Here is a 19,139-nt window from a genome sequence, read left to right as displayed (position 1 = left end):
TATTAACTGAAAACGGCGCCAGCTTTGCCTTTTTCTTAACAGTTGCAGGCTGGCGGCATCCTGTTGCCATGTGACCCGCTACTGCGGCGCGGGTTCCTTGATCAGCCTGTGCACCAGCACCGGCAGCTTGGAATGCGACAGCACCTTGTTCGTCACGCTGCCCAGCAGCAGCTGGCCCCAGCCGCTGCGGCCGTGCGAGCCCATGAAGATCAGGTCGCAATGCTGGAGCTGGGCCACTTCCACGATCTTCAGGGCGGGGCTGTCGGAAAAGGCGGTCAGGCCCGTCGCCTCCAGGCCCCGCCTGGCAGCCGCATCGAGGATCGGCTGCCAGTGGTCGGCGCCCGCCTTGCGCATGGCGATGCGGTACTCCTCCTCGCTGGGATAGCTGGGCGGGATGATCTCGATGTACACCGGGTACTGGTATTCGGGCGCCACGTACAGGGCGAGGATGTCGGCGTGCATCTGTTCGGCAAAGGCGACACCGGCGCAGGCGGTCAGGTTGGAGACGGTGGAACCGTCCGTGGCGATCAGAATTTTCTTATACATGGCAGCTCCTTCGGCGGTGGACCAGCGCGCGCAACGCCCTTATTGTAGACGTGGCGGCAGCATTGTATTCATGTAAAGACTTGATAATTATCAATACTACTGCACCTTCAGTATAGACAACATTGGCAGAAAGACCGTGTGTTTGCCCACCATGGCCGCCACGGGCCGGCGTTGCGCGTGCCGCACAGGGGCAGGATTTCTTGCGTCAGGCGTGGTCTTGCCTGCACGCCAATGGTAGTATTTCAAAATACAACAGTGGGAACACTTATTTCCTGGTGGAAAAGCTCTTGCAAGCCCGCTTTGCAGCGGGAAGCGCGTTTTGAGATTTACCAACAGGGCGGCGCCCTGCTACACTCGCACCATCGCAGCGGTATTGCCTCAAATCATCTTAATCGAGAAATTGCGGGTATCAGTCTGTAAAACGCACAGTTCAGGCGGAATTTTGACAAATTATGGAGAAGCAGGGATATGACCAACGCCGCTGATGATTTCGATGCATTATTCGATGAAGTATCTGCGCAAAGCGCGGCCGCGGCCAAGCCCGCGCCTGCCGCCGCGCCCGCTCCCGCCGTGATCGCGGACGACGATTTCGACGCGCTGTTCGATGCCGTGTCGGCCAGCGCCGCCGTGCCAGCTCCCGCGCCTGCCGCCCCCGAGCCTGCCGCTGCCGCTCCGGCCCTGGTGGAAGCGGCCGCACCCGGCGACGCAGCCGACCCCGTCGACCAGTCCGACAAGCCGATGTTCGAACGCCTGGGCGGCATCGTGCGCCTGCTGCACGACTCGCTGCGCGAACTGGGCTACGACAAGGCGCTGACGGAAGCGTCGTCGCAGATCGTCGACGCCCAGGACCGCCTGGAATACGTCGCCACTCTGACGGAACAGGCTGCCAACAAGGTCTTGAACACGCTCGACGAAGGCATGCCGGCACAGGATGTGCTGTCGAAAAAGGCGAAGGACATGGACAGCCGCTGGACGGCCCTGTTCGATGGCAAGCTGAGCCTGGAAGAATTCAAGGCCCTGGCCGGCGACTCGCGCCAGTTCGCGCAAGCCGTGGCCGAGGCCACGGAAGCGGAAAAGGCGCGCCTGCTGGAAATCATGATGGCGCAGGACTTCCAGGACATCACGGGCCAGCTGATCAAAAAAGTGGTCAACATCACCAAGACGGTGGAAAACGAACTGGCGCAGTTGCTGCGCGATAACGCGCCGGCCGAAGTGCGCGAAAAGCTGGCGCAAAAACCGGTGCCGCTGATGCAGGGCCCGTCCGTGCCGTCGGTGGCGCTGGACCAGGACAATGTTGACGACCTTCTTGCGGATTTGGGATTCTAATGGACGATATGCTCAAGGATTTCGTCGTCGAGGCGATGGATCTTGCGGTTAATGTTGAAGAGCACTTATTGCGTCTCGAACGCGATCCGGACAACAAGGAAACACTGAATGCCGTGTTTCGTTCTTTTCACACCATCAAGGGCGGCGCCGGCTTCATGGGCTTGCCCGCGCTGGTGGCCGCCTGCCATCTGACGGAAAACCTGTTCGATGCCTTGCGCACGGGTGCCGCGCCCGTGACCCCCATCGCCATCGAGGCGGCGCTGCAGGCGTCCGGCTTCGTGGCCGACCAGCTGACGGAACTGGCCAACGGTTCCGCGCCGGAAAGCCTGCCGGCCATGCCGGAAGAGCTGGAACATATCCTGACGAACGCCATCGAAGGCAAGGGCATGGATGCGCCGGCCCCGGCTGCTGCTGCCGTGGCGCCCGCCGCCGTGGCCGAAGTCGCCGTGGCCGCGCCGGCCGCGCCGCTTGCCACGGCCAGCGCCGATGGCCTGGACTGGGAAGGCATGTACAACGCCGTCGTGCCGGCAGGCAGCCAGCTGGCCGTCGTGGCCGCGCCTGCCCCGGCGGCCGCATCTGCCGCCGCGCCTGTGGCAGCCGCCAAGCCCGCCCCCAAGGCCTGGGATGGCACGGAACGCCGCGAGGAGCGTCCCGACGTGCGCCATGCCGCGCCCGTCAAGGAAGACAGCATCCGCGTCGACGCCGTCAAGCTCGACGCCTTGCTGGAAGTGGCCGGCGAATCCGTGCAGGCCGCCAACCAGGCTGCCGTGCTGCTCGAGCGCCTGCTGCAATTCAAATTCGAAGGCCAGGCCGCCACCCTGATGGCGACCCTGGCGGAAACCCTGGAACGGGCCTCGCGCTATTCGACGGAACTGCAGCGGGCCACCCTGGCCACGCGCATGCAGCCCGTGGGACGTCTGTTCCAGAAATTCCCGCGCCTCGTGCGCGAGCTGGCGAAAGACCTGGGCAAGGATGTCGAACTGACCATCGAGGGCGCGGAGACGGAAGTGGACCGCGTCGTGGTCGACAGCCTGTACGATCCGCTCGTGCACATGCTGCGCAACTCGCTCGACCATGGCGTCGAATCGCCGGAAGCGCGCCTGGCCGCCGGCAAGCCCGCCAAGTCGTATATTTCGCTGAAAGCCTGGCAGGAAGCCAACAGCGTCATGATCGTGCTGCAGGATGACGGCAAGGGCATGGACCCGGTCTTCCTGCGCAGCAAGGCACAGCAAAAGGGCCTGATCAGCGAAAACGCGCAATTGAGCAACGACGAGTGCTTCCAGCTGGTGTTCCTGCCGGGCTTCTCGACCAAGGAAGTGGCCTCCAGCGTCTCCGGGCGCGGCGTCGGCATGGACGTGGTGAAGACGGCCGTGGAGAAAAACCGCGGCGCCATCCACATCGAATCCATGCTGGGCAAGGGCACGAAGTTCGCCATCCGCCTGCCGATCGAGCTGTCCATCGTGCCGACCATGCTGGTGTCGACCTCGGGCGCCGCGCTGGCGCTGCCGATGGCGGTGGTGCAGCGCGTCGTCGAATTGCCGGAAACCTTCATGGAAGTGGGCGGCGCGCCCGTGCTGAAGGACCAGGGCCGTCCGTTGCCCGTGCGCTCGCTGGCCGGCGCCCTGGGCTACGAATCGTGCAGCGAGCGCGTGGGCATTGTTGTCGCCGCGCCACAGCCGTACATTCTGGCCGTGGAAGCCGTCGATGGCACGGCCGACCTGGTGATCAAGCCGATGACGGCCATCACCGTGGAAGGCATTACCGGTACCGCCCGCTCCGCCGAAGGCGAGCTGGTGCTAGTCGTGGGCCTATCTTTCCTGATGGATGGTTGCAGGGGAAGTGTGCGCATGGCTGCCTAGAAACACCGGCACCCACGCCAAGCCCGCTGCAGACCCCTGCAGCGGGCTTTTTTTTCGGTTTTTTTCGATTTTTATTCGCCCCGCCGGCAATTTGGCGGATTTTCGTATCAGCAATTTTTTAGCCATATCCGCAATGCGGGCCGAATTTTGTATCGCCCATCCCACGCTGGGGCGGCTTTTGCTTCTGCATTGCACAATATATGGCATAATCATTGCCGATCCCTTCGATCAGTACGACAGATCACTTAAACAGGCTGTGGCAACGCTGCATAAATCATGATGAAGACGCTTTACGACAAACTTTGGGAATCCCACGTTGTTCGGGCCGACGATGATGGCACGACAATTCTGTATATCGACCGGCACCTGCTGCATGAAGTGACCAGCCCGCAGGCCTTTGACGGCTTGAGCGTGGCGGGCCGCCAGCCGTGGCGCGTTTCCGCCAACCTGGCCGTGGCCGACCACAACGTGCCCACCACCAGCCGCGTCGACGGCATTCTTGATCCCGTGTCGCGCCTGCAGGTGGAAACCCTGGACAAGAACGCCAAGCACTATGGCTTGACCTACTTCAACATGAACGACAAGCGCCAGGGTATCGTGCATGTGATCGGCCCCGAGCAGGGCGCGACCCTGCCCGGCATGACGGTCGTCTGCGGCGACTCGCACACGTCCACGCACGGCGCCTTCGGCGCGCTGGCGCACGGCATCGGCACGTCCGAAGTCGAGCACGTGCTGGCCACGCAGACCTTGCTGCAAAAGAAATCCAAGTCCATGCTGGTGCAAGTCGACGGCGCTCTGCCGGCCGGCGTGACGGCGAAAGATATCGTGCTGGCCATCATCGGCAAGATCGGCACGGCTGGCGGCACGGGTTACTGTATCGAGTTCGGCGGCTCGGCCATCCGCGCCCTGTCGATGGAAGGACGCATGACGGTGTGCAACATGGCCATCGAGGCGGGTGCGCGCGCCGGCATCATCGGCGTGGACGACACCACCATCAATTACGTCAAGGGCCGTCCGTTTTCGCCCGCCGGTCCGCACTGGGAACGCGCCGTGGCCTACTGGCGCACCCTGCATTCGGACCCGGGCGCCCGCTTCGACCTCGTCGTCACGCTCAACGCGGCCGAGATCGAGCCGCAGGTGACGTGGGGCACTTCGCCCGAGATGGTGGTCGGCATCGACGGCCGCGTGCCGGACCCGGACAACGAGAAAGACAGCGTCAAGCGCGACGCCATCGAAAAAGCCCTCGTCTACATGGCCCTGAAACCGAATACGCCGATTGCCGACATCCGCATCGACAAGGTCTTTATCGGTTCCTGCACCAATTCGCGCATCGAGGATTTGCGGGCTGCTGCCGCCGTGGTGCGCGGCAAGTACCGCGCCTCCAACGTCACCCTGGCGCTGGTGGTGCCCGGCTCCGGCCTCGTGAAAGACCAGGCGGAACGGGAAGGCCTGGACCGCATCTTCAAGGATGCCGGTTTCGAGTGGCGCGAGCCGGGCTGCTCCATGTGTCTGGCCATGAATGCGGACCGCCTGGAACCGGGCGAACGCTGCGCCTCGACCTCGAACCGCAACTTCGAGGGCCGGCAGGGGCAGGGCGGACGCACGCACCTGGTGTCGCCCGCGATGGCGGCGGCGGCGGGCATCGCCGGCCATTTTGTCGACGTGCGGGCTTTGCGATGACGGCAGGGACCGGTGCGACTGGTTTACACTAGCGTTCCCGGTCCCTTATTTACTATCAAGAAATCATCATGAAAAAACTCTTCGCCCTCCTCATCGCCACCGTCATCCTGTCTGGCTGCAATACCGTCTCCGGTATCGGCCGCGATGTGCAGAAAGTCGGCCAGGTTGTCACTGGCGCCGGCGGAAAATAAACCGTGACGGGCCGGTGCAGCGCGCCGCCCGTCCTACCGAGTAGAAACAGCATGGATAAATTTACGATTTACGAAGGCCTGGTCGCCCCGCTGGACCGCGCCAACGTCGACACCGACGCGATTATCCCGAAGCAATTCCTGAAATCGATCCACCGCAGCGGTTTCGGCCCCAACCTGTTCGACGAATGGCGCTATCTCGACCATGGCGAACCGGGCCAGGACAACAGCCGCCGCCCGCTGAATCCCGATTTCGTGCTCAACGAGCCGCGCTACCAGGGCGCGTCGATCTTGCTCACACGCAAGAATTTCGGCTGCGGCTCCTCGCGCGAACACGCGCCGTGGGCGCTGGACCAGTATGGCTTCCGCGCCATCATCGCCCCCTCGTTTGCCGACATCTTCTTCAATAACTGCTACAAGAACGGCCTGCTGCCCATCGTGCTGTCGGAAAGCCAGGTCGAGCACCTGTTCAATGAAGTCAAGGCTTTCCCCGGCTACAAGCTGGTGGTGGACCTGGAGCAGCAGTGCGTGCGCACCAGCAACGGTTCCGTGTCCTATCCGTTCGAGATCGACACCTTCCGTAAATATTGCCTGATGAATGGGCTCGACGATATCGGCCTGACCCTGCGCCACGCGGACGACATCCGCGCCTTCGAAGAGCGCCATTTGAACAATCAGCCCTGGTTGGCCAACGTTATTTAAAGATCACCCCATGAAAATTGCAATCTTACCCGGCGACGGCATCGGTCCTGAAATCGTCGCGCAAGCCGTCAAGGTCTTGAATGTGCTGGGCGAATCGTTCGAGCTGGAAACAGCGCCCGTGGGCGGCGCCGGCTATGCGGCCCATGGCCATCCTTTGCCGGAAGCCACCCTGGCGCTGGCGAAGGCGGCCGATGCCGTGTTGTTCGGCGCCGTCGGCGACTATCAATACGATAGCTTGGAGCGCCAGTTCCGTCCGGAGCAGGCCATTTTGGGCTTGCGCAAGAACCTGGGCCTGTTCGCCAACCTGCGTCCGGCCATTTTGTACCCGGAACTGGCGGGCGCCTCGACCCTGAAGCCGGAAGTGGTGTCCGGCCTGGACATTTTGATCATCCGCGAATTGACGGGCGACATTTATTTCGGCCAGCCACGCGGCGTGCGCGAGTGCCCGGACGGTCCGTTCAAGGGCCAGCGCGAAGGCTTTGACACCATGCGCTATGCGGAAGGCGAAATCCGCCGCATCGCCCACGTGGCTTTCCAGGCCGCGCAAAAGCGCGACAAGCGCCTGACCAGCGTGGACAAGGCCAACGTGCTGGAAACCTTCCAGTTCTGGAAAGACATCGTCATCGACGTGCACAAGGAATACCCGGATGTGGCGCTCGATCATATGTACGTCGATAACGCGGCCATGCAACTGGTGCGGGCGCCGAAGAAATTCGACGTCATGGTCACTGGCAACATGTTCGGCGATATCCTGTCGGACGCGGCCGCCATGCTGACGGGCTCGATCGGCATGCTGCCGTCCGCTTCGCTCGACGCCAACAACAAGGGCCTGTACGAGCCATCGCACGGTTCGGCGCCCGATATCGCGGGCAAGGGCATCGCCAATCCGCTGGCGACGATCCTGTCGGCGGCCATGATGCTGCGCTATTCGCTGAACCGCGAAGAGCAGGCAAACCGCATCGAAGGTGCTGTGAAGAAAGTATTGGCGCAGGGCTTGCGCACGGCCGACATCCACGAAACGGGCACGACTTTGGTCGGCACCGAGGCGATGGGGGATGCAGTTGTAAAAGCGCTGGGATAAAATAGTCTAATGACGGCAGTCGCCGTCTCATCTTGAGGAATGGTAATGAAATTAGTTGGCTTGGTAGGTTGGCGCGGTATGGTCGGTTCGGTCCTGATGCAGCGCATGCAGGAAGAGGGCGATTTCGCCCACATCGAACCGGTGTTTTTCACGACGTCGAACACGGGCGGCGCGGCGCCGGCCATGGCGAAGAATGAAACCATCCTCAAGGATGCCAACAACATCGCCGAACTGTCCAAGTGCGACATCATCATTTCCTGCCAGGGCGGCGACTACACGAGCGCCGTCTTCCCGCAGTTGCGCGCGAGCGGCTGGAACGGCTACTGGATCGATGCGGCTTCGACCCTGCGCATGGAAAAAGACGCCGTCATCGTGCTCGACCCCGTCAACCTGCACGTCATCAAGGATGCGCTGGGCAAGGGCGTCAAGAACTACATCGGCGGCAACTGCACCGTTTCGTGCATGATGATGGGCCTGGGCGGCCTGTTCCAGCACGACCTGATCGACTGGATGACGTCGATGACCTACCAGGCGGCATCGGGCGGCGGCGCGCAGCACATGCGCGAGCTGCTGACGCAATTTGGCACCATCAACGCTTCCGTCAAGGCGCTGCTGGACAACCCAGCGTCCGCCATCCTGGAAATCGACCGCCAAGTGCTGGCCACCCAGCACGGCTATTCCCCGGACGAGATCAAGCAGTTCGGCGCGCCGCTGGCCGGCAACCTGATTCCGTGGATCGACAAGGACCTGGGCAACGGCCAGTCGAAGGAAGAGTGGAAGGCGGGCGCGGAAACGAACAAGATCCTGGGCCGCGGCATCGACTTTGGCACCAAGGAAATTCCCGTCGATGGCCTGTGCGTGCGCATCGGCGCCATGCGCTGCCATTCGCAGGCGCTGACCATCAAGCTGAAGAAGGACGTGCCGCTCGATGAAATCAACGACATCATCGCCAGCAACAACCAATGGGTGAAATTCGTGCCGAACACGCGCGAAGCATCCGTGCGCGACCTGTCGCCGGCCGCCGTCACGGGCAGCCTGACGATTCCCGTCGGCCGCGTGCGCAAGATGAGCATGGGCGGCGAATACCTGTCCGCCTTCACCGTGGGCGATCAATTGCTGTGGGGCGCGGCCGAGCCGCTGCGCCGCATGCTGCGCATCCTGCTGGACGCGTAACAGCAATAAATCAGCAATAATTTGCTGATCCAGATCAAGCCGGGGCTGTTTTCCCGGCTTTTTTTTCGTCCTGAGCCCGTCAAGGCTCAACCATGCGGAGCTTGCATAGCTCTGGGCATGATGATATGTTGATACCTCTGGAAAAGTAACAGTTTTCCCATGTCAACTAAGATGCCGCCAACTATGCCTGTACACACTCGTCCCCGGGTCGCCTCCCTTGCCATCAAAACACTGAGCAGCGCTGTCGCCTGTGCGGTGTTATTGTCACCGGCGGCATCCGCAGCCGAGCTGGGCAAGATCACGGTGCTGTCCGCCGCCGGCCAGCCGCTGCGCGCCGAGGTCGAATTGTCGGCCATCAAGCCTGGCGAAGCGGCCAGCCTGCTGGCCAAGCTGGCGCCGCCGGACGCCTACCGCCAGGCCAACGTGGAATTCAATCCCGCGCTGAACGCCTTGACGTTCGCCGTGGAAAACCGCAACGGCAAGCCCTTCATCCGCATCAGTTCGGCACAGCCGGTGGCCGAACCCATGGTCGACCTGCTGCTGGAACTGAGCAGCAAGAGCGGGCGCCAGGTGCGCGAATATGCCTTCGTGCTCGATACGCCGGAAGCGCGCCAGACGCGCGGCGCGCAAGTGACGGCGCCAGTCGAGCCGGGCAAGGCCAAGCCGGCAGCCGCCGCTGCCGATGGCGCGCCGGCGAAAAAGGCGGCGGGCGAGTACAAGGTCAGGGCGGGCGATACCCTGAGCCGCATCGCCAGCGAGCTCAAGCCGTCGGGCGTGTCGCTCGACATGATGCTCGTCGCCCTGTACCGCGCCAATCCCGACGCCTTCAAGGGCGAGAACATGAACCGCATGCAGGCCGGGCGCATCCTGGCCGTGCCCGGCGCGGAGGCCATCCGCGCGACGGATGCGGCCGAGGCGAAGGGCGTGGTGACGGCGCATGCCATCGATTTCGAAGCCTACCGCAACAAGCTGGCGGGCCAGGTGGCGCAAAGCAAGCCCGCCAAGGCGGCGCAAGCGACGCAAAGCACGGCCGGCAAGATCGGCGCCACGAAAGTGCAGGAAAAGCCCACGGCCGTGAGCGAAGCGCAGGACAAGCTGAAACTGTCGAAGGCGGAACCGGCCGCCAAGTCGGCCGGCAAGAGCGCCGTGGCCAGCGAGGAAGACAAGATCGCCAAGGCGAAACAGGTCGATGAAGCGGCAGCCCGCGTCAAGGAGCTGGAAAAGAACGTCAGCGACCTGGAAAAGTTGATGGCGGTCAAGAGCAAGGCCATGGCCGACAAGAGCGCGCCGGCACCTGCCAAGCCGGCCGAGGCTGCTACCAGCGCAGCGGCAAGTGCGGCGGCCAGCGCCATCGCCAGCGTGCCGGCCGAGGCGCAGCCGCCCGTTCCGAAGGCCAAACCGGTGCCGCTGGTGAAAAAACCGTCGCCGCTGGAGCCGACCATTACCGACAAGATCAATGACCACCTGGGCGCCATCGGCATCGGCATCGCCGCGCTGCTGGCCGCCGTGGCCGCGCTGGTGGTCGCGCGCCGCCGCAAGGACGCGCCGCCCCCGCCCGAAGCCGTGGCCCCTGTCTTCGAGCCGGAAGCGCCCGTCGCGCCGCCGGCCGGCCCGGCGCCGGAAGACCAGCAGTCCGAAGCGAGCAATCATTTGTTCGGTGCGGCCGCTGCCGCCGCCGGCATCGGCGCCGTGGCGGGCGCAAGTGTGCTGGAAGGCAATGAAACGGACCCCGTGGCCGAAGCGGACGTGTATATCGCCTATGGCCGCGATGGCCAGGCGGAAGATATCCTCAAGGAAGCCCTGCGCCTGCACCCGGAACGCCATGCTGCACGCCTGAAGCTGCTGGAAATCTATTCGGCGCGCAATGACGTGCGTGCCTTCGAAGACCAGGCAAGCGAGCTGTACAGCATGACGCGGGGCCAGGGCGAGGAGTGGCCGCAGGCAGCCGCGCTGGGCCTGGCGCTCGACCCCACCAACCCCCTGTATGGCGATACGGAAGACGACGCCGTCGTCAGCCTGAGCAAGGGTGCCGGCGGCGACGTGCGTGGCCACAGCATGGACTTGCCCGATGATTTGTCGACGCCTGCGCCATTGGCCGACCTGGCGCCGGCCGAGCCGGTCTCCTCCGTGACGGCCCGCGATACGCGCGAGCCGCTCGACTTTGACCTCGACAGCCTCGATTTCGAACCCGTCTCGACGAGCGACCCCATCGTCATGCCGGGGCCTGACGCCCAGCCTGCGTCCGTGGTGCGCGAAGCCCACGATGCGCAGTATGACGCCAGCATGGATTTCGGCCTTGACCTGGAGCCGCCAGCCGGTCCCGTGAATGGACTGGGGGCGGGCCTGACGCCGCTGCCCGATCCCCTGAAGGATGTGGACCTGGCCCATTTCGACCTCGACGAGCCCGTGGCGCCAGCGGCCGCAGCGCCGGCACCGGCGGCGCCCGTCGCGGCGGCCGAGCCGTCGATCGACAGCCTGTTTGACGACGCGCAAGCGCCGGCCACCTTGCCGGAAGCCATCCCGCCCGCGCAGGAATTCGACCTGTCCGGCATCGACCTGGACTTGCACGACGGCAAGACGGCCAGCGCCGGCGTGGACGACCCGCTGTCGGCCATTCACATGGAAATGGATACCAAGCTGGACCTGGCGATCGCTTACCAGGAAATCGGCGACAAGGAAGGCGCGCGCGAGCTGATCGATGAGGTCATCAAGGGCGGCAGCGAAGAGCAGGTTGCCAAGGCCAATACAATGAAGGCACTTCTGAGCTAAGCACCAGATACGACGTCCATGGCTGCGTTGCACGGTCTCGCCGTACTATTCGTACTGTCTTCGACCGCGCGCCTGGCCCTGAACGCCGTCTCAGGCGCTGGTGTCGTCGGGAGGCGGGGCCGCCTTTGCGCCGGTATAATGCTTCGATGCAAAATATTACGACAGCAACGCCATTGAAGCGTATCGCCCTGGGCCTGCAGTATGACGGCACGGCCTGGCATGGGTACCAGAAGCAGGAAGACGGGCAGACGGTGCAGGACCAGCTGGAAAACGCGCTGGAACAGTTTGCCCGCGTGCGCCTGGCCACCACCTGCGCCGGCCGCACGGATACGGGCGTGCATGCGCTCGAGCAAGTCGTGCACTTCGATACGGCGCTGAACCGCGACGTGCACTCGTGGGTGCGCGGCGTCAACGCCTTCTTGCCGAAATCCATCGCCGTGCGCTGGGCCAAGGAACTGCCCGGCGACCCCACCGTCAACGATTTCTTCCACGCCCGCTTCAGCGCCCGCGCGCGCACCTACCATTATGTGTTGTACAACAATGCCACCCGTTCGCCGCTGGTGGAAGGGCGCGCCGGCTTCTTTTTCCGTCCGCTCGACGTGGACCTGATGCGCCAGGCCGTGGCGCCACTGCTGGGCTGGCACGATTTCACGGCCTTCCGCGCCGCCCAGTGCCAGGCCAAGTCGCCCGTCAAGCTCATGCATGACATCCGGATCGAGCGGCGCGGCGATTGCGTGATTTTTACGATTACGGCCAATGCCTTCCTGCATCACATGGTGCGCAACCTTGTCGGCTCGCTCGTCTACATCGGCACGGGGCGGGAAAAGCCGGAATGGCTGGGGCATTTGTTGGAAAGCCGTGACCGCCATGCGGCCGCGCCCACCTTCATGCCCGATGGCCTGTACCTGGCGAAGATCGATTACGATCCGAAATGGGACTTGCCGCAAGACAGTAGTAGCGCCTTGCCTTGGTTTTGATCTGCATCAATAAAGGAATCGCATGCCACGCACACGCATCAAGATCTGCGGCCTGACCCGCGTCGAAGACATCGCCGCCGTCGTGGCGGCGGGCGCCGACGCCATCGGCTTCGTGTTTTATCCGAAAAGCCCCCGCTACGTGACGCCCGCGCAGGCCGCCAGCCTGATCGCCGCCATCCCGCCCTACGTGACGACGGTGGGCCTGTTCGTCAATGCCACGGTGGAAGAAGTACGGGCAACCAGGGCCGTGGCGCCTTTATCTCTGCTGCAATTTCATGGCGACGAGACGCCCGAGCACAGCGCCGCGCTGGCCGGCGCCGTGAATACGCCGTTTACGCAAGTGTTCCGCGTCAAACCCGACACCTCCTTTGAAGATTTGCTAGAATACGAACAGCGCTATCGCGCCGCCAGTCCCTTGTTCTCGAGCCTCTTGCTCGATACCTATGTGGATGCGTATGGCGGTGCAGGAAAGGTATTTGATTGGTCCCTCATTCCAGAAGAACTCGCGCCTCGGGTCGTTTTAAGTGGTGGCTTGAGCGTACAAAACGCGACTGACGCAGTGGTGCGCGTGCGCCCTTACGCCGTCGACATCAGCAGTGGTGTCGAAGCGTCCAAGGGCATCAAGGACGCGTCCCGTGTCCGCGCGTTTATCGCCGCGGTGCAGGATGCCGATGCCATCATTGCCAGAGGAAATCACCATGAATGACCACACCACAGCGCCCGGCGCAGCCGCCGCATTGTTCCACGCCACCGACTACCCGTTTCCCGACCCGCGCGGCCACTTCGGCCCCTATGGCGGCTCCTTCGTGGCCGAAACGCTTACGCATGCGCTGGCCGAGCTGAAGGACGCCTATGCACGCTACAGTGCCGACCCGGAATTCCTCGAAGAGTTCCGCTACGAGCTGAAACACTTCGTCGGCCGCCCGTCGCCCATCTACCACGCCAAGCGCTGGTCCGAGATGGCGGGCGGCGCGCAGATCTATTTCAAGCGCGAAGACTTGAACCACACGGGCGCGCACAAGATCAACAACGTGATCGGCCAGGCCCTGCTGGCCAAGCGCATGGGCAAGCCGCGCATCATCGCCGAAACAGGCGCCGGCCAGCATGGCGTGGCCACGGCCACCATCTGCGCCCGCTTCGGCCTCGAATGCGTGGTCTACATGGGCAGCGAAGACGTCAAGCGCCAGGCGCAGAACGTGTACCGCATGAAGTTGCTGGGCGCGACCGTCGTGCCCGTTGAATCCGGTTCCAAGACCCTCAAGGATGCGCTGAACGAAGCCATGCGCGACTGGGTCACGAATATCGAAAACACCTTTTACATCATCGGCACCGTCGCCGGCCCCCATCCGTACCCGATGATGGTGCGCGATTTCCAGTCCGTCATCGGCGAGGAATGCCTCGTGCAGATGCCGGAAATGACGGGCCGCCAGCCCGACTACGTGCTGGCCTGCATCGGCGGCGGCTCGAACGCCATGGGCATCTTTTACCCGTACATCGACCAGAAGGATGTCAAGCTGATCGGCGTGGAAGCGGCTGGCGAAGGGCTGGACACGGGCAAGCACTCGGCCTCGCTGACGGCCGGCTTCCCGGGCGTGCTGCACGGCAACCGCACCTATCTGTTGCAGGACGAGAACGGCCAGATCATCGAGACGCATTCCGTCTCCGCGGGCCTGGACTACCCGGGCGTGGGACCGGAACATGCCTGGTTGAAAGATTCTGGCCGCGCGCAATACGTCTCCATTACGGACGACGAAGCGCTGCAAGCCTTCCACGACTGCTGCCATATCGAAGGCATCATCCCGGCCCTGGAATCGTCGCACGCACTGGCCTATGCGGCCAAGCTGGCGGCCACCTTGCCGAAAGATCAAATTGTACTGGCCAACCTGTCGGGCCGTGGCGACAAGGACATGCATACCGTGGCGGAACGCATGGGACTCAATTTCTCCTGAGACCCCAATAACGGCCGGGGTCGGACCCTCAGGGGCCGACCCCGGTCTTTGCTCCTGGGTTGAAATTATTTCCTATATCCATCACCAAGAAAGCTCACCATGTCCCGTATCGCCCCCACCTTTGCCAATCTCAAATCGAACAACAAGACCGGCCTGGTCACCTTCATTACCGCCGGCGACCCCGGCCCCGACGCCACCGTGCCCCTGATGCACGCGCTTGTCGAGGGCGGCGCCGACGTGCTGGAACTGGGCGTGCCGTTTTCCGACCCCATGGCCGAAGGCCCCGTCATCCAGCGCGCCTGCGAGCGGGCGCTGGCATTCAATGTCGGCATCCACGACGTCTTCGGCTACGTGCGCCAGTTCCGCGAAACGAACCAGACGACGCCCGTGGTGCTGATGGGCTATGCAAACCCGATCGAGCGCATCGGCAGCGCCGCGTTTATTGATGCAGCGCAAGCGGCCGGCGCCGACGGCGCCATCGTCGTCGATTATCCGCCGGAAGAGTGTGAGGAATTCGCCATCGCCATGCGCGAGGCCGGTCTCGACCTGATTTTCCTGCTGGCGCCCACCTCGACCGAAGAGCGTATCGCGCAAGTGGCCAAGGTTGGCGGCGGCTTCAGCTATTACGTATCGCTGAAAGGCGTCACGGGAGCGGGTAACATTGATACGGAACAGGTGGCCGAACGCCTCGCGGCCATCCGCCAGCATGTAAAATTACCCATCGGCGTGGGCTTCGGCATCCGCGATGGCGCCACGGCCAAGGCCGTTGCCAAGGTGGCCGATGCCGTCGTCATCGGCAGCCGCATCATCCAGGAAATTGAAAACGCCCCGGAAGGGGGCGCCGTCGATGCCGTGCGTAGCTTTACGGCAGGCATCCGCGCCGCACTGGACGCCTGAGCAAGCTTGCCGTTTACGCAAGATGCGTTGGCGGCAAAGTTCGACAGCCCGGCGATAAACGGCTACACTTCGGCCACTGATTTGCCTGTTATTGTGCAATAGATAAAATTTTTGGTGGCGTCCCGCGGGGCGTCGCCGTTGACCGTCTGCCGGGGGCGTCCACCGACGCTACCCCTACAAGGGCCCAAGGAGAAAATATGAGTTGGTTGGAAAAACTGCTGCCACCGCGCATACAGCGTTCGGATGCTGCCGCGCGCAAGACCATGCCGGAAGGCCTGTGGGTCAAGTGCCCCTCGTGCGAAGCCGTGCTGTACCGTACGGACCTGGAATCGAATTTGCACGTGTGTCCGAAATGCGACCATCACATGCGCATCCGCGCGCGTGAGCGCCTCGACAGCCTGCTCGACGCGGGCGGCCGCTATGAAATTGGCCAGGAAATCCTGCCCGTCGATACCCTGAAGTTCAAGGACAGCAAGAAATACCCGGACCGCCTGAAATCCGCCATGGAAGCGACGGGCGAGACGGATGCGATGGTCGTCATGGGCGGCGCCATCATGAGCCTGCCAGTGGTCGTGGCGTGCTTCGAATTCGAATTCATGGGCGGCTCCATGGGCTCCGTCGTCGGCGAGCGATTCGTGCGCGGCGCGCAGATCGCGCTGGAACAGAAAGTGCCGTTCATTTGCATCACCGCCACCGGCGGCGCGCGCATGCAGGAAGGCTTGCTGTCGCTGATGCAGATGGCGAAGACCACGGCCATGCTGACCAAGTTGTCGGAAAAGAAATTGCCGTTCATCAGCGTGCTGACTGACCCGACCATGGGCGGCGTGTCCGCCTCGTTCGCCTTCATGGGCGACGTCGTCATCGCCGAACCGAAGGCGCTGATCGGCTTTGCCGGTCCCCGCGTTATTGAAAACACCGTGCGCGAAAAACTGCCGGAAGGCTTCCAGCGTGCCGAGTTCCTCGTCACCAAGGGCGCCGTCGACATGATCGTCGACCGCCGCAAGATGCGCGAAGAAATCGCCCGCTTGCTGGCCTTGCTGCAGAACCAGGCCGTCGAAGTCTTGGCGTAACGCCAAAGTAACAGGCCGGGCGGTGTCCTGCGGACCCGCCTGGTTGCCACGCAACACCGTCTGCGCGCCTCGCGCACTGTCTCCTCATCAAGAAGTCTCCCATGCAAAACCTCCCCACCACCTTGCCGGACTGGCTCGCCCTGCTGGAAACCCGCCATTCGGAAACCCAGATCAACATGGGCCTGGACCGCGTGCAAGCCGTCAAGGCGCGCATGCAGCTGGCTTTTACCTGCCCCGTGATCATGGTGGCGGGCACGAATGGCAAGGGGTCCACCTGCGCCATGCTGGAATCCGTACTGTTGCGCGCCGGATACAAAGTGGGGCTGTACATCAAGCCGCACTTCCTTGATTTTAATGAGCGCGCGCGCGTGCTGGGCGAGATGGCCAGCGACGAGCAGCTCGTCGCCAGCTTCCATGCCGTCGAAGCCGTGCGGGGCGAAACGCCGCTCACGTATTTCGAATTCACCACCCTGGCCATCCTGCATCTGCTGTCGCAGGCCAACCTCGATGTGGCCATCCTGGAAGTGGGCCTGGGCGGGCGCCTGGACGCCGTCAACGTGATCGACGCGGACGTGGCCATCGTCACCAGCGTCGACATCGACCACACGGATTACCTGGGCGACACGCGCGAAGCCATCGGCTTTGAAAAGGCGGGCATCTTCCGTCCGGGCAAGGCGGCCATCTGCAGCGACCCCGTGCCGCCCCAGTCGCTGATCGACCATGCCGAGGCCATCGGTGCCGACCTGTGGCTGATGGGCCGCGATTTCAATTATTCGGGCGACAAGCAGCAGTGGAACTACGGCGGGCGCGAGCAGCGCCGCAATTCGCTGGCGTATCCAAGCTTGCGTGGCGCCAACCAGATCCTCAACGCGACGGCCGTGCTGGCCGCGCTGGAAGTGCTGAAGCTGAAACTGCCCGTGGGCGCGCAGGAAGTGCGCACGGGCCTTGTGACGGTGGAACTGCCGGGCCGCTTCCAGGTCCTGCCAGGCCGCCCCAGCGTGATCCTCGACGTGGCGCACAACCCCCATGCGGCGTCGGCACTGAACCAGAACCTGGGCAATATGGGTTTCCACCCGTACACCTACGCCGTCTTCGGCTCCATGCAGGACAAGGATATCGATGGCGTCCTCGCCGCGATGGGCGAGCACGTCGACCACTGGTGCCTGACGGGCCTGCCCTCGCCCCGCGCGGCCACGGCCTCCGAACTGGCCGCCAAGGTGCAGATCATGCTGGAAGGCAAGCCTGACAGCAGCGAGCATACCGTATCTATTTTCGATGATCCGGCACAAGCTTTTGCAAATGCAATGAGCCGGGCCGGTGAGAATGATAGAATTGTGGTCTTTGGTTCTTTCCTCACCGTCGCTGGTGTGATGAAGGCCCGGAAATCCTCTCTTCACTGAAACGCACTCGACTGAAAATCACGCATGGGCTTGTTCTCGAAACTGTTTAAAAACAAGCAAGAATCCTCTGGCGAAGACAGCGGCTTTTATGTCCCTGGCGAAGCACAGTCGCCGACCCGCAAACGGGCCGCCAACACGGCCGGTGGCGGCGGCTCCCGCCGTGGCGGCAAGGAAGCGCCGGACCCGGTCTTGCCAGAGAAAAAACGCGCACGCCGCCGCCTCGTCGGGGCTGTCGCCCTGGCCCTGGGCGTGGCCGTCGGCTTGCCGATGCTGCTCGATTCCGAGCCGAAAGCACCGTTCAACGATATCGCCATCGATATTCCGTCAAAGGAAAAGGCTGCACCGGCGCCCGTGCCGGCCGTCCCGGCCCGGGCCGCATCGAATGGCCTGGACCAGTCCGAGGAAATCGTCGACGCGCCGCTGCCGCCTGCGGCCAAGCCGATGCCGGCACCCGTGCTGGCTGCCGCCGAGCCTGCGCCGCTCAAGCCGGCCTATGTCGAGCCGAAACCCGAGCCCAAGCCTGAGCCCAAGCCGGTCAAGGTGGAACCGAAACCGGAACCGAAACCCGAACCGAAACCCGAGCCGAAGCACGAAACCAAGCCGGAGCCGAAACACGAGCCCAAGCCTGAACCGAAGCATGAGGTCAAGCCGGAAGCCAAGCCTGAACCGAAGCCTGCCAAGCCGGCGCAGTCGGCCGACGATGCTGCGCGCGCGCTGGCGATTCTGGAAGGCAAGCCGCAAGACAAGCAGCAGGAGAAAGCCCATGACGCCGGCTCCGGCAAGTTCGTGGTGCAGGTGGCGGCACTGGCAACGCAGGACAAGGTCGACGAATTGCAGGAAAAACTGCGCGAAGCGGGCATCAAGTCGTACACGCAGAAGGTCTCCAGCCCCGCTGGCGAACGCATCCGCGTGCGCGTGGGGCCATTCGGCAGCCGCGAAGACGCGGAAAAGACGCGCGCCAAGCTGCAAAAGCTGGGCCTGGGCGGCAGCCTGGTGCCGGCGTGATGTTGCAAGGCTGAACGGGCGTGACGATTTTCGATTATCTGGTGCTGTTCGTGCTGGTGACGTCCGTGCTGATCAGCATGATGCGCGGCCTGGTCAAGGAAATACTGTCCTTGGTCAGCTGGATCGTGGCTTTCGTCATTGCCAACGCGTATGGCGCCACCCTGGCGAAATTCCTGCCGGAAGCCGTGCCGGGCGAAGCCGTCCGCCTGTTGCTGGCCTTCGTGGTGCTGTTCATCGGCGTGCGCATTTTGATGGGATTGCTGTCCATGACGGTCGACGCACTGGTCAAGGTGACGGGCCTGAGCCTGGCCGACCGCACCCTGGGCAGCCTGTTCGGCGTGGCGCGGGGCCTTGTGATCGTGCTGACCGCCGTCATCTTGTGTGGCATGACGTCCATCCCGCAGCAGCCATTCTGGAAGAACGCGCTGCTCAGCCCGCTTGCAGAGCAGGGCGCGCGCGCCATCAAGCCTTATCTGCCTGCCGCTTACGCGCAGCATGTGAAATTTTGAATTTTTTT

The 19,139-nt window shown here is 63.3% G+C and carries 17 protein-coding genes; 16 read left to right on the top strand and 1 reads right to left on the bottom strand.

Annotated features, from left to right (window positions below; translation table 11 throughout):
• Positions 1-78: 78 nt before the first annotated feature.
• Positions 79-546, bottom strand: coding sequence for a universal stress protein (locus tag AC07VL_RS15600; protein WP_290603343.1), 468 nt, complete (start codon positions 544-546; stop codon positions 79-81).
• A gap of 468 nt (positions 547-1,014) precedes the next feature.
• Between AC07VL_RS15600 and AC07VL_RS15595 the strand changes: the two genes are divergently transcribed.
• The 16 genes from AC07VL_RS15595 (at position 1,015) to AC07VL_RS15520 (ending at position 19,131) form a co-directional block, all read left to right on the top strand.
• Positions 1,015-1,872: a protein phosphatase CheZ gene (locus AC07VL_RS15595; RefSeq protein ID WP_494806666.1), complete on the top strand. Its 858-nt coding sequence runs from the start codon at positions 1,015-1,017 to the stop codon at positions 1,870-1,872.
• Positions 1,872-3,731, top strand: a complete 1,860-nt coding sequence (locus tag AC07VL_RS15590) for a chemotaxis protein CheA (protein WP_494806665.1) — start codon at positions 1,872-1,874, stop codon at positions 3,729-3,731. Before AC07VL_RS15595 ends, AC07VL_RS15590 begins: the two co-directional genes overlap by 1 nt.
• Positions 3,732-4,007: 276 nt before the next feature.
• On the top strand, positions 4,008-5,411 hold the full coding sequence (gene leuC / locus AC07VL_RS15585; protein WP_494806664.1) for a 3-isopropylmalate dehydratase large subunit: 1,404 nt from the start codon (positions 4,008-4,010) through the stop codon (positions 5,409-5,411).
• A 68-nt stretch (positions 5,412-5,479) separates the two neighbouring features.
• Positions 5,480-5,602, top strand: a complete 123-nt coding sequence (locus AC07VL_RS15580) for an entericidin A/B family lipoprotein (RefSeq protein WP_010400408.1) — start codon at positions 5,480-5,482, stop codon at positions 5,600-5,602.
• 51 nt (positions 5,603-5,653) lie between these two features.
• On the top strand, positions 5,654-6,301 hold the full coding sequence (gene leuD / locus AC07VL_RS15575; protein ID WP_290603339.1) for a 3-isopropylmalate dehydratase small subunit: 648 nt from the start codon (positions 5,654-5,656) through the stop codon (positions 6,299-6,301).
• Positions 6,302-6,311: 10 nt separating this feature from the next.
• The gene (gene leuB, locus AC07VL_RS15570; RefSeq protein WP_494806663.1) at positions 6,312-7,382 is read left to right on the top strand and encodes a 3-isopropylmalate dehydrogenase; all 1,071 of its coding nucleotides are present in this window, start codon (positions 6,312-6,314) and stop codon (positions 7,380-7,382) included.
• Between the two features lie 45 nt (positions 7,383-7,427).
• Positions 7,428-8,555 carry an aspartate-semialdehyde dehydrogenase gene (gene asd, locus AC07VL_RS15565; RefSeq protein ID WP_494806662.1) on the top strand — a complete coding sequence of 376 codons (1,128 nt, stop codon included), beginning with the start codon at positions 7,428-7,430 and terminating at the stop codon, positions 8,553-8,555.
• Between the two features lie 255 nt (positions 8,556-8,810).
• Positions 8,811-11,324, top strand: a complete 2,514-nt coding sequence (locus AC07VL_RS15560) for a motility hub landmark protein FimV (protein ID WP_494806661.1) — start codon at positions 8,811-8,813, stop codon at positions 11,322-11,324.
• Positions 11,325-11,470: 146 nt separating this feature from the next.
• Complete coding sequence (truA, locus tag AC07VL_RS15555) at positions 11,471-12,301, top strand: tRNA pseudouridine(38-40) synthase TruA (protein ID WP_494806660.1); 831 nt, start codon at positions 11,471-11,473, stop codon at positions 12,299-12,301.
• A 22-nt stretch (positions 12,302-12,323) separates the two neighbouring features.
• Positions 12,324-13,007 (top strand): phosphoribosylanthranilate isomerase, encoded by a 684-nt coding sequence (locus tag AC07VL_RS15550; protein ID WP_494806659.1) that lies wholly within the window; start codon positions 12,324-12,326, stop codon positions 13,005-13,007.
• Positions 13,000-14,250, top strand: a complete 1,251-nt coding sequence (trpB, locus tag AC07VL_RS15545; RefSeq protein WP_494806658.1) for a tryptophan synthase subunit beta — start codon at positions 13,000-13,002, stop codon at positions 14,248-14,250. The genes AC07VL_RS15550 and trpB overlap by 8 nt, the downstream gene beginning before the upstream one ends.
• A 99-nt stretch (positions 14,251-14,349) precedes the next feature.
• Positions 14,350-15,147, top strand: coding sequence for a tryptophan synthase subunit alpha (trpA, locus tag AC07VL_RS15540; RefSeq protein ID WP_494806657.1), 798 nt, complete (start codon positions 14,350-14,352; stop codon positions 15,145-15,147).
• A gap of 197 nt (positions 15,148-15,344) precedes the next feature.
• Positions 15,345-16,217, top strand: coding sequence for an acetyl-CoA carboxylase, carboxyltransferase subunit beta (gene accD, locus AC07VL_RS15535; RefSeq protein WP_010400390.1), 873 nt, complete (start codon positions 15,345-15,347; stop codon positions 16,215-16,217).
• Between the two features lie 101 nt (positions 16,218-16,318).
• Entirely contained in the window at positions 16,319-17,617 is a 1,299-nt protein-coding gene (folC, locus tag AC07VL_RS15530; protein WP_494806656.1) for a bifunctional tetrahydrofolate synthase/dihydrofolate synthase, read from the top strand.
• Positions 17,618-17,641: 24 nt separating this feature from the next.
• Positions 17,642-18,622: an SPOR domain-containing protein gene (locus AC07VL_RS15525; protein WP_494806655.1), complete on the top strand. Its 981-nt coding sequence runs from the start codon at positions 17,642-17,644 to the stop codon at positions 18,620-18,622.
• 20 nt (positions 18,623-18,642) lie between these two features.
• On the top strand, positions 18,643-19,131 hold the full coding sequence (locus AC07VL_RS15520) for a CvpA family protein (protein ID WP_092795381.1): 489 nt from the start codon (positions 18,643-18,645) through the stop codon (positions 19,129-19,131).
• The last annotated feature ends 8 nt before the right edge of the window (positions 19,132-19,139 follow it).

The sequence above is a fragment of the Janthinobacterium sp. GW821-FHT03C08 genome (assembly GCF_059420905.1).
Note: the sequence above shows the minus strand (reverse complement) of the source record. Positions and strands in the feature narration are given on the sequence as shown.